Below are 24,002 nucleotides of genomic sequence, written 5' to 3' on the forward strand. Positions count from 1 at the left end.
AGGGATCTGCTATGTGGTACTTCACCTGGATTTTGGGTCTCGGATTCGCCCTGCTGCTGGGCCTGTGCAACCTGCTCTGGCTGGAAGCGCGCTGGCAGGCGGACGAACGGGACGGTAACTGACGGCGGGGGCTCGCGCCCCGCCATGGCCGGTGGCTGGCGTTCACTCGTCGCCATCGGCCCCTCTCTCCCCCTCTTTAAACGACACAAACGACACACTTTCAACCGACAACCAACCGACAACCAACCGACAACCAACCGACAGGTAATTGTGATGAAACAGAGATTGAAAGCGGTGGCGCTGGCCATCGGGTGCGCGCTCACCGTCGCCCCGGCCTGTGCCGAACCGGTACAACTGACGCCACTGGATAAAACCTTCACCCTGCAGGTGCTCGGCAGTGGTGGCCCCATCTCCGACGACCTGCGTGCCTCCTCCAGCGAGGTGATCTGGTGGAAGGGGAAATCCCGCATCTTGATCGATGCCGGTGGCGGCGTCTACCTGCGCTTCGGCCAGGCGGGGGCCAAGCTCGAAGAGGTCGATTTTATCGGCATCACCCACTTTCACACCGACCATGTGACCGACCTGCCCGCCCTGCTCAAGGGGGCCTATTTCTTCGAGCGTAGCGATCCGCTGGATCTGGCGGGGCCAGAGGCCGGCTCGGCCTTCCCCAGCATGAGCGGCTACTTCGATGCCCTCTTCAACAAGGATAAGGGCGCTTATGCCTACCTGAGCGGCTTCAAGGATGGCACCGATGGCCTCTTCCCCATCACCCTCCATGATGTGCCCTACCAGAGCCCGCAGCCTCACACCGTTTATCAGCAGGATGGGCTGACCATCACCGCGCTCGGCATTCCTCACGGTGACGTGCCCTGTCTGGCCTATCGCATCGAGAGCGCCGAGGGGACCATTGTTATCTCGGCGGATCAGAACGGCAGCAACCCGGCCTTTGTGCCGTTTGCCAAGGGGGCCGACATTCTGGTGATGCCGCTCGCCATCCACGAAGGGGCCGACCCTGTCTCCGCCTCGCTTCACGCCAAGCCCTCGGTGGTGGCCAAGATTGCCGCCGAGGTGAACCCCAAGCTGCTGGTGCTCAACCACTGGATGGGGGTTGGCCTCAATCACAAGAAAGAGGCGATGGCCATCGTCAAACAGCAGTTCCACGGCCAGATCGTGGCCGCCCGCGATCTCTCCAGCTACCCCGTTTCATCCGTCAAGGAGTCCGCTCATGAGTAACTCAAGCTGCAACAAAACCAACAAACTGACCCTCTCCATCGCCATGACCAGTCTGATTGCCCTGACTCCGGGGCTGGCGCTGGCGGCCACCCCGAGCGATGCGCCGGTCAAGGCCGCCCCCAGCGAACAGCACGGCGGCAAGTGTGCGGCGGGCAAGTGCGGCACCGAGAAGCGCTTTGAAAAGCAAGCCCTCGACAGTGACCCACAGGGGCGGCTGGTACGCGCCCGCGATGGCAAGTGTGGCGTGGCGGGCGAGGGGATTGATGGCAATACATCCAGCAAGGGCAGCAAGATGACGGAGGGGGTATGCGGCCAATAAGCTCCCGCAGTCGGGGGATCGGGCTGCGTCAGGAGCATCTGGATGCGCTCTGCTCCGGCCCCGTCCGCCCCGGCATCGACTTTCTCGAGCTGGCGCCGGAGAACTGGATGGCCATCGGCGGCGCCAAGCGGGCGCAGCTGCATCAGCTGGCCGAGCGTTACCCGCTGGTGGCCCACGGCCTCAGCCTCTCCCTCGGCGATTGCCAGCCGCTCAATCGCACCCTGCTCAGCCAGATCCGCACCTTTCTGGACGAGTTCGGCATAGAGATCTATAGCGAGCACCTGAGCTTTTCCCGCGACCAGCAGGGTTATCTCTACGAACTGCTACCGGTGCCGCGTCAGTGGGAGAATATCCCCTATCTGGCCGAGCGGATCGCGCAGGTGCAGGAGGCGCTGGCCCGCCCGCTGGTGCTGGAAAATATCTCCTACTACCACGGCTATGACCACGAGATGCCGGAGGAGGATTTTCTCGCCGAGCTGGTGGCGCGCAGCGGCTGTGAGCTGCTGCTCGATATCAACAACGTCTTCGTCAACAGCCGCAACCACGGTTACTGCCCCAAGCGGATGATCGCTGGGCTGCCGGGTAGTGCGATCCGTTACTTCCATATCGCCGGTCATCTGGAAGAGGCGGATGGTACCTTGCTGGATACCCATGGTCGTCCGGTCTGTGAGGAGGTGGTGGCGCTGGCCCGTTATACGGTGCAGACCCATGGCCTGCGCCCCCTGCTGCTGGAGCGGGATCACCATCTGCCACCGCTGGCAGAGCTGGAGGCCGAGCTGGCGCGGGTGCACGGCGCCTGTTGCGAGGCGATCGACCGTCAGGTGTGGGAGGTGCGCTATGGATAGACGGTTATCACTGATCACTGCGCCCAAAACGGCACCGCAGCGGATGCAGCAGCAGACCGCCTGGCTGGCGAGCCGGGTGCGGCTGCCGCAGGATGGCATCGCCAGCCACTATGCCCGCAGCGTGCGCGCCAATGTGGAGTCGGTGCTGGAGAGCGCTTTTCCGCTCACCCACGCTCACTGGGCACCGGTGGACAGGTGGCAACTGGTGGAGGGCTTTGTCATCGCGCACGGCGCCGAGGCTCCCGAGTTTCACCATATCGCCACCGAGTTTGTCCGCTATGTGCAGCATCGCCACGGCGAGGGCTCTCTCAACTGGCCCAGGCAGCGGCTGGCGCTGCTGGAGTACGAGTGGGCCTGCCTCTGTGTCGAGATTGATGAAGGGGTAGTGCCGCAAGTTATATCGGGGGTTGAGGTGACGGCGGAGAGTTCGTTTGTGCTCAATCCCACCCTGCAACTGCTGGAGCTCCCCTTTGCCATTCGTCGCAGCGGCGTGGTGCCGACCCGGCAGGGCAACCACTTCTATGGCCTGTTTCGCAGCCCGGAGCATCAGGTGGTGACCCAGCGGTTGCGCGAATGGGATGTGGCGCTGATCCAGTTGCTGCAACAGCAACCGGGGATCACCCAAGCCGCGTTCCTGCAACAGGTACAACAGGTTCGCAGCGACTTTGATCTGAGCGAGTGGGCACGCCATTTTCACCGGCTGGGTCTGCTGACCTTGCCCGTTGGCGAGCGCCAGTCTGGCGCCCCTATGCCCTGACGTAGGCCCTCATTTAACAAACACCAAGGAGAATTCCCATGAACAACACCCTGATCCAGTGGTACGAGCGGGCGGTGGCCCAGTGCAAGCGGCTCGATTTTCTGGCCCTGCTGGCCATTCGCCTCTATCTCATTCCGGTCATCTATGTGGGGGCCCACTCCAAGGTGATGGGCTTTGCCGGCACGGTCGCCTGGTTTGGGGCCCCGGTCTCGGAAGGGGGGCTCAACCTGCCGTTCCCGACCCTGCTCGCCTTTCTGGCGGCGGGCACCGAGGTGCTGGGCTGCATCTGCATCGCCCTTGGCCTCTTTACCCGCATCATGGCCATTCCCACCATCTTCCTGATGAGCGTGGCAAGCGCCATGGTGCACTGGAAGCACGGCTGGGATGCCATCGCCACCGGCAGCATGGAGGCCACTGTGCGCCTCAACGGCTTTATCGAGTGGCTGGCCGCCAACTTCCCCGGTCGCTACAACTACATCACCGAGCTCGGGGATCCCGTGATGCTCAACAACGGGATGGAGTTTGCCGCCACCTACTTCGTGATGCTGCTGGTGCTGCTGGTTTACGGCGGGGGCCGCTACGTCAGCCTCGACTACTGGCTCAAACGTGCCGTGACCGGCAAAGCAGGCGTGCAACAGGCGGCATAAGACCCGCCAACGGATAACAAAAACCATAACGACAGAGCGTGAAAAACAGCGAGCGGCCGGGGGCCGCTCGCTGTTTTTGTGCTGTGTGGGGGGAGTGTCAGCCGCGTCAGCCGCTACTGGTAGCGGCCGACCGCGATGGGGGACTCCTGCTCAATCTGGCCAAGGCGCTCGGCCCACTGGGCGAGCCAGGCTTCCCGCTCTTCTTGCGAGACCCGCACCGGGGCATAGCAGATATGGGGGCGCAGCACATCGAAGCCGACAAATTGCAGGATCCCGCGCTGGATGGGGCGCAGCACCCCGTCGATATCGCCGTTGAAGCCGTCGGGCAGATAGGTCTCGGCGGGGCCACCGGTAGTCAGGCTCAGTAGCGCTCGCTTGCCGCGAAACTTGCCGCTCTCGTAGATATGGCCCTGACCGTAGACCCGTCCCATGGCAAAGACCCGATCCACCCACCCCTTGAGAATGGCGGGCAGGCCAAACCACCAGAGCGGGAACTGGAAGATCAGCAGATCGGCCGCCTCCAGCTTTTGCATCTCCTGCTCCAGCTGCGGGGCAAAGCTGCCCTGCTCGGTGGCAGCCAGCTCTTCAAGCTGCAGCTTGAGAAAATCGGGATCGCTGGCGGCAGTGAAGTTGCGCCGATCCGAGACGGGATCAAAGCCCATGGCATAGAGATCGCTGGTCATCACTGTGTGGCCCGCCTGCTCCAGCGCCCTGATGGCGTGGCAGAAGAGGGCACCGTTGAAGCTTTTCGGTTCGGGATGGGCATAGACGATAAGCACCTTCATAACAGACTCCGTGGCAAATGATGCGAGGGTGACCGGCTTGGTTACTGAAACAGTTGCTGGGTTGATGCTGTGTCACAGCATAGAAGCCTGCCGCGCCGATTGCAGCAGGCGCCACGCCCTTGCGTGACGCCTGCTGGCGCAGCTTATGCCTGACAGGCTGCGAGCCGGAGGGCTTCGCGGCGCTCGCTGACATGGGTCAGCCCGTAGGCCAGCAGCACGATAAGGGCGCCGATCCAGGGGGTGTGCATCAGGCCGAGGTGTTCCACCACAAAACCACCGACCACAGATCCCAGCGCAATGCCGACGTTGAAGGCTGCAATATTGAGGCCCGATGCCACATCCACCGCCTTGGGGGTGTGCAGTTCGGCTTGTTTCACCACCAGCACCTGCAGACCCGGCACGTTGCCGAAGGCAAAGGCGCCCCACACCAGCACGGTCAGTACCGCCAGCACCGGATGGGGGGCGGTGAAGGTGAGAGCCAGCAGCACCAGCGCCAGACCGGCAAACAGCAGCTTCAGTGCAGGCAGGGGGCCCATCTTGTCGGCCAGCTTGCCACCCCAGATATTGCCGACGGCGACCGATACCCCGTAAACCAGCAGGATCAGGCTCACCGCACCGGCGCTAAAGCCGCTCACCTGCTGCAGGATGGGGGCGAGGAAGGTAAAGGCGGTGAAGGCGCCGCCATAACCGAGGGCGGTCTTGGCGTAGACCAGCAGCAGCGGTTTTTTGGTGAGCACCGAGAGCTGTTCGCGGATGGTGGAGGCAGCCCCCTTGGGCAGGTTATTCGGGATCAGTAGCAGGCTACCCACCATGGCGATGAGGCCGAGCAGGCTCACTACCAGAAAGGTTTCACGCCAGCCAAAGACCTGACCAATCCAGGTGCCGAGCGGTACGCCGGTTACCAGCGCCACGGTAAGGCCGCTGAACATGATGGCGATGGCGCTCGCCGCCTTCTCTTTGGCCACAAGACCCGTGGCGATGGTGCTGCCCACCGAGAAGAAGACTCCGTGCGCCAATCCAGTCAGGATGCGGGCCACGATCAGGCTCTCGTAACCGGGGGCCTGCCAGGCCAGCAGGTTGCCGGCGGTAAAGAGTGCCATCAGCCCTACCAGCAGCCACTTGCGCGGCACCTTGCCGGTGAGCGCCGTGAGTACAGGGGCACCGATGGCTACGCCAAGGGCATAGAGGCTGACCAACAGGCCCGCGGAGGGGAGCGAGACATTGAGCTGCTCGGCAATGGTGGGGATAAGCCCCACGATCACAAATTCGGTGGTGCCGATCGCAAAGGCACTCAGGGTAAGGGCAAATAACGCCAGTGGCATAACAACTCCTTGGTTAGGGACTCCCGACGGGAGAATGGCGCCAGTATGCCGATGGGTTTTGTTGGCAAAAATGACGGTGACATCAAATTACTTTTGCCAAATCAGCAGCAATGGCGATGGGGAGGAGGGGGTTGTGTTGCCCGCTGCGTGAGCGCAACGCAGTGATCTGCCTCGCAGAACGGGATGAACGCTGCTCCTTTTCTGAGCTTGCTTAAGCTCCAGTACAAGCTGGCCGCCATAGGATTTTCCCTGTGAAACCCGTGTGTGTTGAACCCATGCGCGCCGGTGTTGTGATGGCCGTGCGCTTTCATCTACAGGCAATAGACAGGCAACATCCAGCTGACAGGTAACATGATGACATTGAACCGACTCTCCTCTCTTTTGCTGCTGTGCGGCGCTTTTGCGGTACAGGCTGGCCAGAGCGATCCCCTCTCTGCCTGGAATGACACGGCGGCCAAGCAGGCGATCACCCGCTGGGTAACCAATGCCACCGATCAGCAGCAGCCCACTTATATTCCGCCAGAGAAGCGCCATGTGGTGTTTGACAATGACGGCACCCTCTGGCCGGAAGCGCCCATGACCTATCAGCTGCAGTTTGCGATGGACGAGATCAAGCGCCTGGCGCCGGAACACCCGGAGTGGAAGGCCGACCCCGTCGTCGCGGCAGTGCTGAACAACGACCTCAAGGCCGTGGCCAAATCGGGGGAGAAGGGGCTCGCCAAGCTGGTGGGACTGACCCACAGCGGCATGACCACCACCGAGTTTGCCGAGCGGGTCACTCGCTGGGTCAACAGCAGCAAGGATCCCCGTTTTGGCTGCCACTACGATCAGCTCGGGTATCTGCCGATGAAGCAGCTGCTGGGGTATCTGCGGGATAATGGCTTCCAGACCTGGATTGTCTCAGGCGGCGGCGTCGATTTTATGCGGGTGATGTCCGAGCAGATGTATGGCATCCCGCCCCAGCAGGTGATTGGCTCCTTTACCCTCGGCGAGTTTGCCCTGACCGGGGAGGGCAGCGAGATCCGCAAGACCATGAACGGCGCCTATTTCGATGACAGCAAGGCGAAACCGGCCGCCATTCACCTCTTTATGGGGCAGCGTCCGGTTGGCGCCTTTGGTAACAGCGATGGCGACGTGCCCATGCTGCAATACACCTCGACCAACCCGGATTACCACACTTTTGGTCTGCTGGTGCACCACACCGATGCCAAGCGCGAATACGCCTACGACAGCCATCCGCCAGCCAGCGGCAAGCTGATCGACGGGCTGGTGCAGGCAAAAGCGCGGGGCTGGGTGGTGGTCGATATGAAATCAGACTGGAATCAGGTTTTCGATCCCGCCCTTTGCCAGAACGCGCCCTGATTGCGGGGCTGCATCTGGCATCAATATGGCGGCTGGACGTTCAGCAAGCGCTGCAAAGCGTGAGGCAAGAAAAGAGACAGGGAGAGCATGATGCTCTCCCTGTTTTATCTGGCTTGCTGGCAGAGCCAGCCTTTCTTTCGCGTTAGTCTCACGCCTTTCGCGTCAGTCCCATGCAGGGGCAAAGTCGGGATTGGCGCAGCGCTCGCCCCGATCCAGCGTGGCGATGGCGGCCATCTCCTCGCAGCTCAATGTGATATCGAGAGCGGCCAGATTGGCGGCCTGATTCTCCCGCTTGGTGGAGCTCGGGATCACTGTCATGTCCTGCGCCAGCAGCCAGGCCAGCGACACCTGCGCCGCCGATACCCCGTGGCGTTTGCCAATCTCCATCAGCAGCGGCTCGCTCAGCACCTTGCCATAGGCGAGCGGCATATAGGCGGTGACGGCGATACCCTGGGCCTTGCAGAACTCGACCACCTTGCGGTTTTGCAGCAAGGGATGAACTTCGATCTGCTGGTGGGCGATGGCCCCCGGCCCCAAAATCTCGATAGCTTGTTTGAGCTGGGCCACGGTGAAGTTGGAGACCCCGATCTCCCGGGTCAGGCCTTGTGTTTTGGCCTCGGCCAGCTGCTCCAGATAGACTGCCATCGGCACCTCATCCTTGGGGGAGGGCCAGTGGATCAGCGCCAGATCCAGATAGTCGGTGCCCAGTTTTTCCAGGCTCACCTCAAGGCTCGGGATCAGCTTGCCCGGGCCAAACTCGCTGGTCCACACCTTGGTGGTCAGGTAGATCTCGTGACGGGCAATGGCACTGCGGGTCAGCACGGCGCCGACCTCGGCTTCATTGTCATAGATCTGGGCGGTATCGATATGGCGATAGCCCAGCTCCAGACCGTTGGTCAGGGTGGCAAGCAGCGGCTCGCCCTTCAGGCGGAAGGTGCCCAGACCCATGGGTGGCATATTGATCATCTCGTTCCTCAATGGGGTGGTGGTTGGCCCTCGATGGGCTGAATGGTAAGCGGCACAGGGGCCAGTCAGGCGCCCAGCGGCTGATAGCGGCGAATGGTGCTGCTGGCAAACCAGGGCTCGGCCTTGGCGACAAATTCCGTAAAGTGGGGCTGACCCTGATGGGCGGTGAGGGCCGCTTCGCTCTCCCACTCTTCGTAGAGCATCCAGCTGTAGGGATTGTCCAAGTCCTGATGCAGCTGATAGCGCTGGCAGCCCGCCTCTTGCAAGGTGGCCGCAATCAGCGGCTCAAGGGCGGCGCGAAACTGGGGGGCGAATTCGGGTTTGGCTTCAAGCTGGGCAATCACAATCACGGGTGATGACATCTGAACCTCCTTGGCAAAAACGAAGGGTCAGTATGCCTGCCGTGACTTGCAGGAAACAGGGCGCTGGTCGCAAAACAGTATTGAGGGGAGAGCAGCAATGATGTTAAGTAAATGACACCGATAAAATCGGCATCATTATTTGCTTGGAAACGAGTAAGGCACTTTAATCTTCTTTGGGAACATTGATTTTAATAATTTTAACCTCTGGTTGCTCCAGTTCCTCACAGATGACTTTTATTTCGATATCAAAAACACCTGATTTCATAGGGACAATAACATACTCATCATCAAACTTCATGTTTCTTGTATGTAGTAAATTCTTTATTTTTATTGTTAGTTTGTTTTCTGTGACGTTTGTGCTCCATGATTGATTTATTGGCGATATTTTTATTGGTTCATATATTTTAGGGAAGGTAGCCCCTAATACTCCAGAATATGGAGAGGTAGCATCCAGTATATCTCTAACATGTTTTGGAATTAACACTCCGAAATTTAGGTCAGATTCTGCCAGCTCAATTGGGCTTGGATGTATAGGGTTTTGGGGTTCTTCTATCTTTTTGTTGCTATCAATGACAATCAAATCATTTGGGAAAATAATGTCAATGTACATGTTAGTTGCTTTTACATTTCCTAAATTGATGACATCAATAGTTAATGGAGATGAGAAGTTTTTGTGATTATAGAAAAAATTCATCTTTATATTATATAGTTCGAGTTCATCCTGACTGGGTAGACTATTGTTATAACCTTCGATATCAGCGCTCGAAATATAATCACGTAAGTAGTGTGGGACATCATCTAGAGATATTTTCGTTGGTAAAATGGTGTCAGTATATGGTTTAAACGGGCTATTGAATTCGATGTCATTTACTGATACGTCAATTTTTGGTGCTTTAGGCGATATTTTTGACTCAAGTTCTTTAATTTCCAATCTTAACTCTCTATTTTCTTTGCTTAAGTTAGCCACCTCTTTTGATAATGCTTCCTCTAATATGGCATTATTTCCTCTTGTCCACCCGATGCCAGGTTTTTGCATTATTTGTTTCATCAATGAAATAGAAACATTTTTGATTAGCTCGTCTTTTGTTTTCCAATATTGGGCCATTTTAGAGTTTCTAAGAACTGTTGCGCGGAAAGTATTGATTTCCGTTAGATTATCATCTCGTTTTTCTTTTGGTAAAGATACATTCTCATCCATAATAAAAGCAAGAATAGGAATGTTTTTCTCTAACGCATACTCATATTCCTTTTGGGTGAAGCTGATCATTTCAGTGGTTTTTGAACCATATCTAAGACCTAATATAAGTATGTAATAATCACTTACTTCAATTGTTCTTCTGATTATTTCCCATTGGTCTTCGTCTTCAGCGCTAAACATCTCCATGCCTATGGGTATATGGTACATTTCCAATATTGCTTTAATTATGGAGTCCCTTTCATCAATTAGATCAGTATAGGTGGAACTAATGAACACTTGATATTTAATTGCTGCCACGGCGTACCTTCCAATCACATTAGCTAAATGACTTTAGTCATTGATGCTCAAAAATTGTTAATAAGTTGAAATTTAAAAATTTATAACAAAGCGAATCAGTATACTTAAGAGCAGACAATTGTAATCTATCTGGCTACCTGACAGGAATCTTTAAGATTGCAAAATATGTTTATTATCATTAATTTTTTTGCTTAAGAGAGATAATTGTTGGTTTGGAGAATGATGAGGGTGAAGGTTGCGGTGCTTCGCCCTCGAATCATCAGACTTTCTTTGGTTCTGCCCAAACTGCAAACTCATTGCCGCTTGGCTCAACGAAGTGGAAACGGCGGCCACCGGGGAAGTCGAAAAGAGGGCGGTTGATGGAGCCGCCGTGTTGGCTCACCTTGGCTTGAGTCGCTTCAATATCGGCGCTGTAGAATACCAGCAGGGCGCCGCCCTGAGCTGTCAGGTTGCACTGATCCGCACGATAGAATCCGCCATCCAGCCCTTCATCGGAAAAGGCGCAGTAGTCGGGGCCGTAATCGACAAACTGCCAGCCAAATACAGCCTGAAAGAATGCCTTGGTCGCGGCGAGATCCCTGGCCGCAAACTCCACATAGTTCAATTTTTCATGGGCTTTCATTCAGTTCGTCTCCCTCATCATCAGCATCGCTGGGCTCAGCAAGTTGTTCCCACGGGGTCAGTTTAAGCTGCTTGCGCCGTAGCCAGAGCCAAGATGCCATGGTCAGGCCGCAGAATCCCGCAAACAGGGCTGTTTGGCGCAGGGCAAACAGCGGATCTATCCCCATGGGGTGCCAACTGAAAAACCACATCGCCATGCCCCATACCAGACCAATGCCTACCCCGAATACCAGAACGTTGGTTAGCCAGCCCTCATAGTGAGGCGGTTTAACTGGATAACCGAACCTGCGCAGCAGCCTGCACAGCGGGGGATTGTAGTTAGCGTGCCATACCCCTTTGTTAGCCAGCTCCTGATGGGCGGCGGCCAGCCGTTCTTCAAATGTCATGTTATTCATCCTTGTGAAATTAAAGGTGCCATACGGTGCTTTTTAGGCTGCATTGTACTGACAAATCGCGAGCATGATGTGGGCTCGTGGTCACGTTCTTTCTCTGTAGAAAAAAAGAACTGGCCTCACCGCACGCTTGCCAATCCACAGCAGCTACGCCTATAAAGACTCATTACTCTTGTCCGGATAACAGCAATGAAGACCCATTCTGATGAACTGACCCTGTTTGTGGCGGTGGTGGAGGCGGGCAGTTTTCGCCAGGCGGCGGAGAACCTCGGCATGGACAACTCGGTGGTGAGCCGTGGCATCAAGCGGCTGGAGGAGAAGCTCTCAACCGTTTTGCTCAATCGCACCACCCGCCGGGTCAGTCTGACCGAGGAGGGGAGTTGGTTCTATCAGCGGGCGGTGAAGATCCTGACCGAGATGAGCGAGGCGGAGGGGCATCTGCTGATGCGCCGGGAGCAACCAGAGGGGATCTTGCGGGTAGATGCCGCTACCCCCTTTATTCTGCACCGGCTGGTGCCGATCATCGGCGAGTTTCGCCGCCGCTACCCTGCCATCGAGTTGCAGCTGCACAGCTCGGAGGGCTTTATCAATCTGATGGAGCGGCGGGTGGACATGGCCATCCGCATCGGCGAGTTGACCGACTCCTCCCTGCGTGCGCTGCCCCTTGGTCGTTCGCGGTTGCGGCTGCTGGCCTCTCCTGCTTACTTGAGCGAGCGCGGCACCCCGCGCCAACCGGCAGATCTGCTGAGCGGTCACGAGCTGCTCGGCTTTTTGCATCCCGATCACCTCAACCACTGGCCGCTGCTCAGTGCCGAGCAGGGGGATCGCTTTGCCATCACCCCCAGTCTGCGTGCCAGCAGCGGTGAAACTTTGCGTCAGCTGGCGCTGGCGGGGCAGGGGATTGTCTGTCTGTCGGATTTTATGACCGGGCCGGATCGGGAGAGCGGCGCGCTGGTGGAGGTGCTGGCGCGCAGTAACAGCGGCGCCTCGCGCCCCATCAATGCCGTCTTCTACTCCGATGCCCAGCGGGATATCCGGCTGCGGGTCTGGCTCGATTTTCTCAAAGAGCAGCTGGGCAGCCATACCCTGTAGTTCAGGTTGGTTTGTGCGGTTTGTTTGAACGGTTCGTCGCTGCGGTTTGCTTAACGAAAAACAAGCCGCGCCTTCGTTGCGGCCCATCAGCATTAGCCTGGCGGCAGATAAACAGACGGCCGACTTGAGGGTCGGCCGCCGGTTCGGGAAGGTGTGTGAGCTGAAGCGCAGTTAGCGGGGCAGTTTGCCCCATACCCGGCTGAGCAGGGCGCCGCCGATCACCGGCGGAATGGCCAGCAGCAGGGTCCACTGCCAGGAGAGGCCGCCGACGGTGGCAGCCAGTACGATACAGGTGAGCACCACCAGTTGGGCCACCATCATCAGGAAGGTGCCTTCGCGGGGGGTCAGTGTCTCTTTTTGAGTGGCTACGTGAGCTACGGGCGCTTGATTGGTGGTCGGTTTCATGGCGATATCCCTCTGTTGAGTCTGATATCACTAAGCAATGGCCGTTCCACATTTTTTTATGTTATTTATCAGTGACTTGTACTGTTTTTTCGTCATTCCCGTTTCGAGAGCGCAGGCAAAATGATTTGCAAAATGAAAACGCCACCCTGAGGTAGCGTCTTGGTTATTGAGAGGGAGAGGGGGAATCGCCGGGTCTAGCCAATCCGGTATTGGCGGATCTGCTCGTCGATGGCTTTGGCCAGTTCGAACAGTTCGCGGCTGGCAGCATTGCTCTCCTGCGCGTGTTCCCGCTGGTGTTCGGCCACCATGGCCAGCTCGTCAAGCGCCGTTCTGGCTTGCCCCATCTGTTGATTCTGCGCCTGCGCCAGCGCGCTGATCTCGTTGATCTCGAGGGCGGTCTGGTTGATCTGGCTGGTGGCATCAACCAGCACCTCTCTGGCCTGATTCATCCGGTTGTATCCCTCTTCGCTCAGGTTGCGGGAGTCTGCCATCGAGCTGCTGGCCTGCCGGGTTCCCTCCTGCAGGCGCAAGATAAGATCCTGCACATCCTTGGTGGCGGTCTGGGTACGCACCGCCAGCTGGCGTACCTCGTCGGCCACCACCGCAAAGCCCCGTCCCATATCCCCTGCCCGAGCCGCTTCGATAGCCGCATTGAGGGCGAGCAGGTTGGTCTGGTTCGAGACATCGCGGATGAGGTTCATGATCTGGGTGATGTTGTTGCTGTCTTTCACCACCTCATCGAGCAGGGCCGAGGAACTGCCGATGCTGCTGCGCAAGCTGTCGAGTTGCGCGGCGCTCTGGGTCACATCCTGCTCGATGCTGAGCATATGGTTGGCGATGCGTTGGGTCACGTCGTTGACCCCTTCAGAGCGGCTGGCGATCTGCTCGGCGTTGTCACCGATGGTGGTGACCACAGTGGTCAGCTCCTGAATGCTCTGGGCCTGCTGGCACGCTTCTCCTGCCAGTGCCTGGGCCTGCTGCATGGATTGGGACGACTGGGCGGAGAGGGCGCTGCCTGACTGCTGGAAGCGGGAGAAGCTCTGGTTCAGGCTCTGGATCAGCCGATTGAAGCTTTGGGCCATCAGCCCCAGCTCCGACTCGTCAGAGAAGTCGAGGCGGGTTGCCAGATCCCGATCGGCAGTGATGTGGTGCATGCCATCGGCAGCCTGACGAATGGGGCGACTGATGGAGTGAGCCAGCCAGGCGGAGGCCAGCATGGCGATCCCGCCGATGGCGAGCGACACCATGATAATGAGCTGGCGGGATTCCTGCAGTCCCTCTTCCAGCTCGGCGCTGTTGATCTCGCCAATCAGCAGCCGGTTGAGGGTGGGGATGTAACGTACCGCGATGAGGTAGGTTTGCCCCTCCAGTGTTAGCGCCTCTACGGCCACCTGTTCCCGGGCATTGGGAATAAGCCGCTTGACGGTATCGAGGAAGGATTGCTGGTGGTGGGCGGCCCCCTCCACCTCCTGCTCGGGGTGGATCTCGATATTGCCCTCCATGTCGGCCAGATAGACCTGACCACTCTTGCCGATCCGATAGCCGCTGATGAGCTTGCTCAGGGCACTCATGTCAATGGAGGTGCCTGCCACCGCCAGGGTCTTGCCCTCGTGGGTGACGGCGGTGTTGATATAGAGGGAGGCGCGCTTGTCAAAATCGGAGATGTCGAGGTTCAGCTCATAGGGTTTGCTGCGTTTGAGAAAGCCGAAAAACCACCCATCTTTCGGGTCTGATCCGCTCAGCGATTTCTGGGCGGTGGGGCCGCCGCTGAAGTTGATCAGGGTGTTGCTCTGGCGGGGGGCGATAAAGACGTTGCCGCCGATCCTCCGTTGCAGATCCTGAAAGTAGCGCTCCATGGCGGGCCACTCTTGCTCTGGCATGCCAGCGGTCAGCCAGTCGATGACAAAACGGTTGCTGGCCAGCGCCTGCGCTTCGGTCAGGTGCTGGATAAGCTGCGCTGTCAGCTGGTTGGCAATGCGATCCACGCTGCTTGGCAGCTCGTAGCGTTCGACCCGCTGCTGGGCCTGACTGTGGGATATCTGCTCGAGGATCAAGGTGATGCAGCTGATGGCGATGGCCATCAGTATCGCCACACCAGCGAGGATCCGGGTGCGGATCCCGAGCCCTGACCAGAGTGAGTGCAGTGTAAAACGGTGTATCGCCCTCTCCATATCGCTCTCCTCATAAATAAGGTCGCATATGCGACCCAGATGATGATTATAGATAGAGAACTCAATTGCGTTGTCGGATGGTAACAACAGAGGGCGGCAGAAAAACAGGAGGGAGCAGTTAGCGGGGAAGGGGGCAGAAAGCGGTAAGGGAAAGCATAAAAAGAGAGGCCGACATTGCGGTCGGCCTCTCTGGTGTTTATCTCAAAGGAATATCGGATGCCCGATCAATCCTCTTCAGCCCAACGGCGTGAACGCTCAACCGCTTTCTGCCAGCCGCTGTAACGTTTGGCGCGATCGTCTCTGTCCATCTGCGGGATGAACTCGCGGTCCACGCTGAACTTGTCTTCCAGCTCGTCCGAGCTCTTCCAGAAGCCGACTGCCAGACCTGCCAGGAAGGCGGCGCCCATGGCGGTGGTCTCGATGCGGGTCGGACGAACCACCGGGGTGTGCATCATGTCAGCCTGGAACTGCATCAGGAAGTCGTTGGCTACGGCGCCGCCGTCTACCTTGAGAGCTGCCAGCTTGATGCCGGAGTCCTGCTGCATGGCATCCAGCACGTCGCGGCTCTGATAGGCGATGGATTCCAGCGCGGCGCGGATGATGTGGTTGCGGTTGGCGCCACGGGTCAGGCCGACCATGGTGCCGCGAGCATACGGATCCCAGTAGGGCGCGCCCAGACCGACGAAGGCCGGTACCAGATAGACGCCGTTGGTGTCACCCACCTTGGAGGCGAAGTAGTCAGTATCGCGGGCATCGTGGATGATCTTCAGCTCGTCACGCAGCCACTGGATGGTGGCGCCGCCCATGAATACCGCACCTTCCAGCGCGTAGTTCACTTCCCCTTTCGGGCCGATGGCGACGGTAGTCAGCAGGCCGTTGCTGGAGCGAACCGGCTCGGTGCCGGTGTTCATCAGCATGAAGCAGCCGGTGCCGTAGGTGTTCTTGGCCATCCCTTTTTCAAAGCAGAGCTGGCCGAACAGGGCAGACTGCTGGTCACCGGCGATACCGGCGATGGGGATGCGGGAGCCGCCGCCACGGGTGGTGTAGCCGTACACTTCGGAAGAGGGTTTCACTTCCGGCAGCATGGACATGGGGATTCCCAGCTCGTCCAGCATCTTCTCGTCCCACTTCAGCTCACGGATGTTGTAGAGCATGGTACGGGAGGCGTTGGTCGGGTCGGTGACGTGCACTTCGCCATTGGTCATCTTCCAGACCAGCCAGGTATCGATGGTGCCGAACAGCAGTTCGCCGTTCATCGCCTTCTCGCGGGCACCTTCCACGTTGTCGAGGATCCACTTCACCTTGGTACCGGAGAAGTAGGCATCCAGCACCAGACCGGTGTTCTCGCGAACGTACTCTTCCAGACCGCGAGCTTTGAGCTCTTCGCAGATGGCGGCGGTGCGGCGGCACTGCCAGACGATGGCGTTGTAGATGGGCTTGCCGGTGGCCTTTTCCCATACCACTGTGGTTTCACGCTGGTTGGTGATACCGATGGCGGCGATCTCTTCGCTGCGCAGGCCGGTCTTGGCCAGCACTTCGGTAAAGACGGAGGATTGGGTTGCCCAGATCTCCATCGGGTCGTGCTCTACCCAGCCCGCTTTCGGGTAGTGCTGGGTGAATTCGCGCTGGGAGGTACCGACAATGTTGGCATCCTGATCAAACACGATGGCGCGGGAAGAGGTGGTTCCCTGGTCCAGAGCGACGACATATTTCTTTTCAGCAGACATGATGTTCTCCACGTTTCTATTTTCCACGTTTTTATACGTTGGAGGGGGCCGCTCTTATGCGGCAGCCTCTTCTTTGGCGGTTTGGGTCGCTTGCTCGGTGGTGACGACACGGTTGCCCGGGACGCAGGGAGCCAGCACTTTGACATACAGAGCGGTACCAATCTGGGCGCCAACGATGGGGCCAAGGATCGGAACCCAGAAGTAGGGGTTGTCACGACCACCGGTCAGGGCAACATCACCCCAGCCAGCAAAGAACGCGAACAGTTTCGGACCAAAGTCACGGGCCGGGTTCATGGCAAAACCGGTTAACGGGCCAAGGGAGGCACCGATCACCGCGATCAGGATACCGATCAGCAGGGCGGCGGCGAAACCTTTGGGGGCGCCATTGTTGTTGTCACCCAGCGCCATGATGCCCAGCATCAGGACGGCGGTGATCACCAGCTCGACGGCGAAGGCTTGCATGTTGGTCAGCAGGGCATTGGGGTAGGTGGAGAAGATCCCGGCGGTGCCGAGGCTCTCGACGCTGCCGCGCACCACGTTATGGGTCACTTCCCACTGGGTGAAAAGGTTACCATAAAGGAAATAGACAAGGGCCGCGAAGCAGAAGGCACCGGCCATCTGGGCGATGATGTAGGGTACCACCTTGCGCTTGTCGAACCCGCAGAAGGTCATCAGCGCCAGGGTTACAGCAGGGTTCAGGTGAGCACCTGAAATGCCGCCGGTCACATAGATGGCGATGGCCACACCCAGACCCCAGGTAATGGAGATTTCCCACTGCCCGAAGTTGGCGCCTGCCAGCACCAGTGCCGCCACACATCCGACGCCGAAAAATATCAGCAGGCCGGTTCCGATAAACTCGGCGATGCACTCGCCAAGCAGGGTATTGGGTCTTTGTATGCTCATACTTTTGTTCCTTATATCCACCCGTAGAGGTTTGATGTTCCGTTTTATCTTTTTGTGTCTATCCGTTGCCGCCGAAAACGTTTCCTTGTTGTTTTTGCGTCTTGCGCAAACGTTATGCTCGTTTGCGCTCGTTATCGGTCGTGACAGAAAATAACCCTTCCCAATAATTTCACCATCCCCCCTCCATAGGAAATGTGGACAAGATCCCACTCATTGCTAAGAAAATGTGACGTAAAGCATCTTGATAACCGCTGGTTACCACTTAGGAGGTAGCTTGCAACCCTTGCTACACAAGGGCTGGCGCTTGCTGAGTGATTTATCATTTGGAGCTTTTATTTGTAATAAAACTGCAATATTTGAGCATGCATCACAGATTAAATGAGCGCATATGAGCACAATAGGCTCGCTTACGAATCAGCGGACTCACATGATTCGTTGGAATGGTCAGGGCATCCTCAACCGCCCATAACAACAATAAGGAAGCAGAACATGCTTAGTCTCTTCAGGCCTGCGGCGCACATCGACAGGCTCCCGGCTGACAAGGTCGACCCCTTCTACAAACGCATGCGTTGGCAGGTGTTTTTCGGGATCTTCTTCGGTTACGCCGGCTACTACCTGGTACGGAAAAACTTCAGTCTGGCGATGCCCTATCTGATCGAGCAGGGCTTCTCCCGTGGTGATCTCGGTTTCGCGCTCTCCGGGGTCTCCATCGCTTACGGTTTGTCCAAGTTCCTGATGGGGAACGTCTCTGACCGTTCCAACGCCCGTTACTTCCTCTCCGCCGGTCTGCTGCTCTCGGCTGCCATCATGTTCATGATGGGTACCATGCACTGGGCCACCTCCAGCATTGCCATCATGTTTGTGCTGTTGTTCCTGAACGGTTGGGCACAGGGCATGGGCTGGCCGCCCTGCGGTCGTACCATGGTGCACTGGTGGTCACAGAAAGAGCGCGGCGAAGTGGTTGCGGTCTGGAACGTGGCGCACAACGTGGGTGGCGGCATGATTGGCCCGCTGTTTATCCTCGGGATGGGCTGGTTCAACGACTGGCGCAGCGCCTTCTATGTGCCTGCGGCAGCGGCGGCCGCCATCGCGGTGATCGCCTTCTTCGTGATGCGTGATACCCCGCAATCGGTCGGTCTGCCTCCCATCGAGGAGTACAAGAACGACTATCCGAAGGATTACAACGAGAGCCACGAGCAGGAGTTCTCCGCCAAGGAGATCTTCGTCAAGTACGTGCTGCACAACAAACTGCTGTGGTACATCGCGATCGCCAACGCTTTCGTTTACCTCATTCGTTACGGTGTGCTGGACTGGGCGCCAACCTACCTGAAAGAGGCCAAGCACTTCACCGTTGACAACTCCTCCTGGGCTTACTTCCTCTACGAGTGGGCCGGTATTCCGGGCACCCTGCTGTGTGGCTGGATCTCTGACAAGATGTTCCAGGGCCGCCGTGCACCGGCCGGTATCCTGTTCATGGTGTTGGTGACCCTGGCTGTACTGGTTTACTGGTTCAACCCGGCCGGCAACCCGACCATCGACATGATGGCGCTGGTGGCAATCGGCTTCCTGATCTACGGTCCTGTCATGCTGATCGGCCTCTATGCTCTTGAGCTGGCACCGAAGAAAGCAGCCGGTACTGCGGCAGGTTTCACCGGTCTGTTCGGTTATCTGGGCGGCGCCGTGGCAGCCAACGCCATGCTGGGTTATACCGTTGACCACTTCGGTTGGGATGGCGGCTTCATGGTGCTGACCGTCTCCTGCGTGCTCTCCATCATCCTGCTGGCTATGACCCTCAAGCATGAGAACATTGCCGTTGCGGCCAAGAAAGCGGCTGCCCATAAGGCATAAAACGTGATCCTCAGCTTATTGATCCCAAAGGGGATCAGGTAAACTGCCAAAAGGCCCCGCATCTGCCGGGGCCTTTTTTTGTCTCATCATCGGAGTGCAAGCGTGAAGCAAACCCAACGACATCTGGAGATCCTGGACGTCCTGACGCGGCAGGGATTTGTCTCGACCGACGATCTGGTGACCCACTTTGACGTCAGCCCCCAGACCATTCGCCGGGATCTGAACGATCTCGCCGAACAGAACAAGATCCGGCGCCATCATGGCGGTGCCTCCCTGCATTCGAGTACCGTCAATACCGCCTACAGCGCCCGTAAAGTGATGCAACTCAAGGAGAAAGAGCGCATCGCCCGCGAGGTCGCGGCCAATATTCCCGACGGCTCATCGCTCTTTATCGACATAGGCACCACCACCGAAGCCATTGCCCGCGCCCTGCTCGATCACCGCGAGCTGCGCATCGTCACCAACAACCTCAACGTGGCCAGCATTCTGACGGCCAAGGATGACTTCACCGTCATCATTGCCGGCGGCGAGATCCGCAACCGCGATGGCGGCATCGTGGGGGAGGCGACCCGCGACTTTATCGGTCAGTTTCGCATGGACTATGGTGTCATCGGGATTTCGGGGATCGACAACGACGGCTCCCTGCTCGATTTCGACTATCACGAGGTGAAGATTGCCCAGGCCATCATCGCCCACTCCCGTCAGGTGTTCCTGGCCGCCGACCACACCAAGTTTGGTCGCAACGCCATGGTCAATCTGGGCAATCTCAGCCAGATCCACGCCCTCTTTACCGATCAGGAGCCACCGGAAAAGCTGACGCGATTGATGGCGCAACACCAGATCGCCTGCCACATCTGCTGACGGCGAAACACGCCAAGGCTGTGCCGGTCGCCCGTCAGGGCGGCCTCCTTTCTTTTTTTGTCTCCCATCCCTGCACCCATCTCACCCCTTTATAGGTATTGCCAAAACCTCTATTCAATCTGGTTTTTTTGGCTAGTAACCCGCTGATTTCGGCCCGACGCCATTTGCTCAGCTGACCTGTCCTCTTTGCCACCTCTGGCGGGCTGTGGCGATCACACTTTCACTATAAAATGTTCGTTTGTTGTATTTTCATGTTCTAAAATGAGCGAAATCAAACATTGCTGTTATAGCAATCATAAAAATGAAAGTAGGTGAACATGAGCGAACATTATGATCTGGTCGTCGTCGGTGGCGGCATCAACGGGGTCGGCATCGCAGCCGATGCGGCAGGACGGGGTCTGAAGGTTGCCCTGTTTGAGGCGCAAGATCTCGCCTCTGCCACCTCGTCCAACTCCAGCAAGCTGATCCACGGCGGTTTGCGCTATCTCGAACATTACGAATTCCGGCTGGTGAAAGAGGCGTTGGCGGAGCGTGAGGTGCTGCTCGGTATGGCGCCTCACATCGCCCGTCCCATGCGTTTTCGCCTGCCGCACCGCCCGCACCTGCGTCCGGCCTGGATGATCCGCGCCGGTCTGTTCCTCTATGACAATCTTGCCAAGCGCGACAAGCTCAAGGGGAGCTGTGGTGTGCGCTTCCTGCCGCAAGATGGCTTGAGCGCGGGGATCAACAAGGGATTTGAATACTCGGATGCCTGGGTCGACGACGCCCGGCTGGTGGTACTCAACGCCATGATGGCCCGTGACAAGGGGGCCGACGTGCAGACCCGCACCCGTTGCATCAAGGCGGTGCGCGGATCCAAACACTGGACGCTCACTTTGGAGCGGGAAGGGGGCGAGCAGTTCACCGTCACCTGCCGTGGTCTGGTCAATGCGGCGGGCCCCTGGGTCAAGACCTTCTATGACGAGAGCCTGCACGAGAAATCTCCCCGCGGCATTCGCCTTATTAAAGGCAGCCACATGATAGTGCCGCGCATCCATGAGCGCGAAGAGGCTTATATCCTGCAAAACGAAGACAATCGCATCGTCTTCGTCATCCCGTATCAGCAGGACTACTCCCTCATCGGCACCACGGATGTGGAGCACCACGGCAGCCCGCGGGAAGCGAAGATCAGCGAGGCCGAAATTACCTACCTGTGCAAGGTGGTCAACGCCCACTTCACTCGCCAAATTGCGCCGAAAGATGTGATCTGGACTTACGCCGGGGTGCGCCCGCTCTGTGATGACGAGTCAGACTCGCCGCAGGCGGTGACCCGCGACTACACCCTCGAACTCTCTGGCGAGTCTGACGGTGCGCCGCTCTTGTCGGTGTTTGGCGGCAAGCTCACCACCTATCGCAAGCTGGCGCAGGCCGCCTGCAACAAGCTCAAGCCCTGGTTCAGCCAGATGGGGGATGACTGGACGGCGACCAGCCGTCTGCCCGGCGGCGAGTTTGACTGCTCGGTGCGCGAGCTGGCCCGCGCCTTTGCGCTGGAGTTTGACTGGCTCGACGATCGCAGCGCCCTGCGCATTGCCGAAGCTTATGGCGCCCATGCCCGTCTCTGGCTGAAAGAGGAGCGCGGCATTCACTTCGGTGGCGGCCTCTACGAGTCGGAAGTGCGCTATCTCATCGAACGGGAGTGGGCCTGTTCACTGGACGATATCCTCTGGCGCCGCAGCAAGCTGGGGCTGCGCCTGAACGACTCAGAGCAGCAGATGCTGCAGATCTGGCTCGACCAATACCATCAGGCTCTGCGCAAGGCGAGCTGATGAGTGACGGTGGGCAGTGCGCTGCTGCCCACCGCTTTCCACCGTAAATATGCAACAAACCTCTGATAGAACAATTACCTACACACAATAATAAAGAGCATCACATATGAAAAAACTCGCCGTTTCCCTCATCGCCTTGAGCCTTGGGGCCTCCCTCTCATTACCCGTGTTGGCTGCCGATGAAGGCAAGGTGGTGATCGCCCACCGTGGCGCTTCCGGCTACCTGCCCGAGCATACCCTGGAGTCCAAGGCGCTGGCCTATGGGATGGGGGCTGACTATCTGGAGCAGGATCTGGTGATGACCAAGGATGACCAGCTGGTGGTGATGCACGATCACTTCCTCGATGGTATCACCGATGTGGCGGCGCGCTTCCCCGGTCGTGCCCGTCCGGACGGTCGTTATTATGTAGTGGATTTCACCCTGGACGAGGTGCGCTCCCTGCGTATGACCGAGCCGTTCCAGCTGGTGGATGGCAAGCAGGTACCGGTCTATCCGGCCCGCTTCCCGCTCTGGAAGTCAGACTTCAAGATCCACACCTTCCAGGAGGAGATCGAGATGATCCAGGGGCTCAACAAGAGCACCGGCAAGAACATCGGCATCTACCCGGAGATCAAGGCGCCCTGGTTGTTCCGTCACGAAGGCAAGGATATCTCCAAGGCGGTGCTGAAGGTGCTCAAGGAGTACGGCTACACCGGGAAGGATGACAAGGTCTATCTGCAGTGCTTCGATGCCGATGAACTCAAGCGCATCAACAGCGAACTGATGCCCGCCATGGGTATGGATCTGAAACTGGTGCAACTGATGGCCGAGACCGACTGGAACGAGACCATGGTCTACGACGCCAAGGGCAAGGCGACCCCCTACAACTATGACTGGATGTTCAAGCCGGGGGCGATGAAAACCATCGCCAGCTATGCCGAAGGGATTGGCCCGTGGAAGCCGATGATCGTCACCGAGCCGGGCACTTTGGGCAAGCCGGTCTTCACCGGCATGGTAAAAGAAGCCCACGCGGCGGGCCTGAAAGTTCACCCCTATACCTTCCGTCAGGATGAGGGGCAGATCCCGGCCTATGCCAAGGACTTCACCGATCTCCTTAACATCTTCCTCTATCAGGCCGATGTGGATGGGGTGTTCAGTGACTTCCCCGACAAGGCGGTCGCCGTCATCAAGGCCCATCAAGAGGCGGCCAAATAGCACTCTGGCGCCATTTGAATGCAAAGCGAGGCCAATTGGCCTCGCTTTTTGTTTCAGGCTCTTGCAACGGGAGTGTGCGCCCTGTCAGAAAATAGCCAGTTCACGTCATGGTGTGCCGGATCTGCATCATTTTACGCAGTTTTTACGTAGCAGATCGCTGGCATGAAATCGGCATAGCGGTTAGTCTAGCGGCGTTGAACCAACCCCATGAGGTACAGATGAAAACCGTATTGCGTTTTAGCCTGCTGGGCGCCTTGTTGCTGGGTGGCCATGCCTTCGCCGCCGAGCCGAAAAAATTTGATATCAGCATGTTCCCAGCCGCTGACGTGAATCAGGAACGTGTGGTGATCCGCCTGCCTGAAGTCGAGAAAGAAGCCGACATGATGGTCGAGCTGCAGGTCGGCAAAAAGATGATGGTTGATTGCAACGTACCGCGTTTTGCAGGCAACCTGGAACAGCACAGCGTCAAAGGCTGGGGCTACAACTACCTGAAACTGGGCAAAGTCTCCGACCCCATCAGCACCCTGATGATGTGCCCGGATAACCAGCAGAAAGAGACCTTCGTCCAGATCTATGGTCAGGGCTTCTTCGTGAACTACAACTCAAAACTGCCGTTCGTGATCTACGTGCCGCAGGAGTATGAAGTGCGCTACCGTCTGTGGCGTGCCGACAACCTGGCCCAACCGGCCATGATTGAGTAAGCATGTTTGAACCAAAGGTTCAGCTGGTTCACCCGATGTGACAAATAAAGCGCCGTATGGCGCTTTATTTTTGCCTGCACAGTCCAGAAAGTGACGTGTAAATTGGCTGCACGTTTACATAAGTTTATTATTTATCAACGTTTTTTGTGTGTTATGCCACAAAATCGGCGTCAACGATGGGGCAAAGT

At 57.8% G+C, this 24,002-nt stretch carries 24 protein-coding genes; 13 read left to right on the forward strand and 11 right to left on the reverse strand.

What is annotated here, in order from left to right; genetic code table 11:
- Window positions 1-11 precede the first annotated feature (11 nt).
- The 6 genes from cydX to AB5Y83_RS19315 all read left to right on the forward strand — a co-directional run bounded on the left by cydX (window position 12) and on the right by AB5Y83_RS19315 (window position 3,801).
- The gene (gene cydX / locus AB5Y83_RS19290) at window positions 12-122 is read left to right on the forward strand and encodes a cytochrome bd-I oxidase subunit CydX (protein WP_005337572.1); all 111 of its coding nucleotides are present in this window, start codon (window positions 12-14) and stop codon (window positions 120-122) included.
- A gap of 151 nt (window positions 123-273) precedes the next feature.
- Window positions 274-1,233, forward strand: coding sequence for an MBL fold metallo-hydrolase (locus AB5Y83_RS19295; protein ID WP_042081514.1), 960 nt, complete (start codon window positions 274-276; stop codon window positions 1,231-1,233).
- Entirely contained in the window at window positions 1,226-1,552 is a 327-nt protein-coding gene (locus tag AB5Y83_RS19300) for a hypothetical protein (protein WP_158113910.1), read from the forward strand. The genes AB5Y83_RS19295 and AB5Y83_RS19300 overlap by 8 nt, the downstream gene beginning before the upstream one ends.
- Window positions 1,540-2,397, forward strand: coding sequence for a DUF692 domain-containing protein (locus AB5Y83_RS19305; protein WP_368175782.1), 858 nt, complete (start codon window positions 1,540-1,542; stop codon window positions 2,395-2,397). Before AB5Y83_RS19300 ends, AB5Y83_RS19305 begins: the two co-directional genes overlap by 13 nt.
- The gene (locus tag AB5Y83_RS19310) at window positions 2,390-3,154 is read left to right on the forward strand and encodes a putative DNA-binding domain-containing protein (RefSeq protein ID WP_368175783.1); all 765 of its coding nucleotides are present in this window, start codon (window positions 2,390-2,392) and stop codon (window positions 3,152-3,154) included. Before AB5Y83_RS19305 ends, AB5Y83_RS19310 begins: the two co-directional genes overlap by 8 nt.
- Before the next feature lie 38 nt (window positions 3,155-3,192).
- Window positions 3,193-3,801, forward strand: coding sequence for a DoxX family protein (locus AB5Y83_RS19315; protein WP_005337566.1), 609 nt, complete (start codon window positions 3,193-3,195; stop codon window positions 3,799-3,801).
- A gap of 113 nt (window positions 3,802-3,914) precedes the next feature.
- Here the strand turns inward: AB5Y83_RS19315 and AB5Y83_RS19320 are convergent, their stop codons facing one another.
- Together AB5Y83_RS19320 and AB5Y83_RS19325 are read right to left on the reverse strand one after the other, a co-directional pair.
- On the reverse strand, window positions 3,915-4,586 hold the full coding sequence (locus AB5Y83_RS19320; RefSeq protein ID WP_005359664.1) for an NAD(P)H-dependent oxidoreductase: 672 nt from the start codon (window positions 4,584-4,586) through the stop codon (window positions 3,915-3,917).
- Window positions 4,587-4,729: 143 nt separating this feature from the next.
- Window positions 4,730-5,908 carry an MFS transporter gene (locus AB5Y83_RS19325; RefSeq protein ID WP_368175784.1) on the reverse strand — a complete coding sequence of 393 codons (1,179 nt, stop codon included), beginning with the start codon at window positions 5,906-5,908 and terminating at the stop codon, window positions 4,730-4,732.
- 351 nt (window positions 5,909-6,259) lie between these two features.
- On the opposite strand from AB5Y83_RS19325, the gene AB5Y83_RS19330 reads away from it, so the two are divergent.
- Window positions 6,260-7,270, forward strand: coding sequence for an HAD family hydrolase (locus AB5Y83_RS19330; protein WP_368175785.1), 1,011 nt, complete (start codon window positions 6,260-6,262; stop codon window positions 7,268-7,270).
- Window positions 7,271-7,432: 162 nt separating this feature from the next.
- Here the strand turns inward: AB5Y83_RS19330 and dkgB are convergent, their stop codons facing one another.
- From dkgB to AB5Y83_RS19355, 5 genes are all read right to left on the reverse strand, one after another.
- On the reverse strand, window positions 7,433-8,236 hold the full coding sequence (dkgB, locus tag AB5Y83_RS19335) for a 2,5-didehydrogluconate reductase DkgB (RefSeq protein ID WP_368175786.1): 804 nt from the start codon (window positions 8,234-8,236) through the stop codon (window positions 7,433-7,435).
- A gap of 65 nt (window positions 8,237-8,301) precedes the next feature.
- Complete coding sequence (locus AB5Y83_RS19340) at window positions 8,302-8,598, reverse strand: putative quinol monooxygenase (RefSeq protein WP_368175787.1); 297 nt, start codon at window positions 8,596-8,598, stop codon at window positions 8,302-8,304.
- A 163-nt stretch (window positions 8,599-8,761) separates the two neighbouring features.
- Window positions 8,762-10,093 carry a DUF4062 domain-containing protein gene (locus AB5Y83_RS19345; protein WP_368175788.1) on the reverse strand — a complete coding sequence of 444 codons (1,332 nt, stop codon included), beginning with the start codon at window positions 10,091-10,093 and terminating at the stop codon, window positions 8,762-8,764.
- Window positions 10,094-10,352: 259 nt separating this feature from the next.
- On the reverse strand, window positions 10,353-10,715 hold the full coding sequence (locus AB5Y83_RS19350) for a VOC family protein (protein ID WP_368175789.1): 363 nt from the start codon (window positions 10,713-10,715) through the stop codon (window positions 10,353-10,355).
- Window positions 10,702-11,100: a DUF6404 family protein gene (locus tag AB5Y83_RS19355; RefSeq protein WP_206901596.1), complete on the reverse strand. Its 399-nt coding sequence runs from the start codon at window positions 11,098-11,100 to the stop codon at window positions 10,702-10,704. The genes AB5Y83_RS19350 and AB5Y83_RS19355 overlap by 14 nt, the downstream gene beginning before the upstream one ends.
- A 195-nt stretch (window positions 11,101-11,295) precedes the next feature.
- Here AB5Y83_RS19355 and AB5Y83_RS19360 point away from each other — a divergent pair, with 195 nt between their 5' ends.
- Window positions 11,296-12,198 carry a LysR substrate-binding domain-containing protein gene (locus tag AB5Y83_RS19360; protein ID WP_042081961.1) on the forward strand — a complete coding sequence of 301 codons (903 nt, stop codon included), beginning with the start codon at window positions 11,296-11,298 and terminating at the stop codon, window positions 12,196-12,198.
- 171 nt (window positions 12,199-12,369) lie between these two features.
- Here the strand turns inward: AB5Y83_RS19360 and AB5Y83_RS19365 are convergent, their stop codons facing one another.
- From AB5Y83_RS19365 to AB5Y83_RS19380, 4 genes are all read right to left on the reverse strand, one after another.
- Window positions 12,370-12,603, reverse strand: coding sequence for a hypothetical protein (locus AB5Y83_RS19365; RefSeq protein ID WP_019446771.1), 234 nt, complete (start codon window positions 12,601-12,603; stop codon window positions 12,370-12,372).
- Window positions 12,604-12,797: 194 nt separating this feature from the next.
- Window positions 12,798-14,774 carry a methyl-accepting chemotaxis protein gene (locus tag AB5Y83_RS19370; protein WP_320545143.1) on the reverse strand — a complete coding sequence of 659 codons (1,977 nt, stop codon included), beginning with the start codon at window positions 14,772-14,774 and terminating at the stop codon, window positions 12,798-12,800.
- A gap of 224 nt (window positions 14,775-14,998) precedes the next feature.
- Window positions 14,999-16,501, reverse strand: coding sequence for a glycerol kinase GlpK (gene glpK, locus AB5Y83_RS19375; RefSeq protein ID WP_005337546.1), 1,503 nt, complete (start codon window positions 16,499-16,501; stop codon window positions 14,999-15,001).
- 54 nt (window positions 16,502-16,555) lie between these two features.
- On the reverse strand, window positions 16,556-17,404 hold the full coding sequence (locus AB5Y83_RS19380) for an MIP/aquaporin family protein (protein ID WP_005350866.1): 849 nt from the start codon (window positions 17,402-17,404) through the stop codon (window positions 16,556-16,558).
- Window positions 17,405-17,893: 489 nt separating this feature from the next.
- Between AB5Y83_RS19380 and glpT the strand changes: the two genes are divergently transcribed.
- The 5 genes from glpT (at window position 17,894) to eco (ending at window position 23,814) form a co-directional block, all read left to right on the forward strand.
- Entirely contained in the window at window positions 17,894-19,252 is a 1,359-nt protein-coding gene (gene glpT, locus AB5Y83_RS19385; protein ID WP_005337540.1) for a glycerol-3-phosphate transporter, read from the forward strand.
- A 102-nt stretch (window positions 19,253-19,354) separates the two neighbouring features.
- Window positions 19,355-20,113: a DeoR/GlpR family transcriptional regulator gene (locus AB5Y83_RS19390; RefSeq protein WP_005347045.1), complete on the forward strand. Its 759-nt coding sequence runs from the start codon at window positions 19,355-19,357 to the stop codon at window positions 20,111-20,113.
- Between the two features lie 317 nt (window positions 20,114-20,430).
- Window positions 20,431-21,918: a glycerol-3-phosphate dehydrogenase gene (gene glpD / locus AB5Y83_RS19395; protein ID WP_368175790.1), complete on the forward strand. Its 1,488-nt coding sequence runs from the start codon at window positions 20,431-20,433 to the stop codon at window positions 21,916-21,918.
- A 106-nt stretch (window positions 21,919-22,024) separates the two neighbouring features.
- Window positions 22,025-23,113 carry a glycerophosphodiester phosphodiesterase gene (gene glpQ, locus AB5Y83_RS19400; protein ID WP_005337531.1) on the forward strand — a complete coding sequence of 363 codons (1,089 nt, stop codon included), beginning with the start codon at window positions 22,025-22,027 and terminating at the stop codon, window positions 23,111-23,113.
- A gap of 218 nt (window positions 23,114-23,331) precedes the next feature.
- Window positions 23,332-23,814, forward strand: a complete 483-nt coding sequence (eco, locus tag AB5Y83_RS19405) for a serine protease inhibitor ecotin (protein WP_005337529.1) — start codon at window positions 23,332-23,334, stop codon at window positions 23,812-23,814.
- Window positions 23,815-24,002: the final 188 nt, after the last annotated feature.

Origin of the sequence: Aeromonas sp. R5-4, from assembly GCF_040908215.1 — a bacterium.
GTDB lineage: Bacteria > Pseudomonadota > Gammaproteobacteria > Enterobacterales > Aeromonadaceae > Aeromonas > Aeromonas veronii.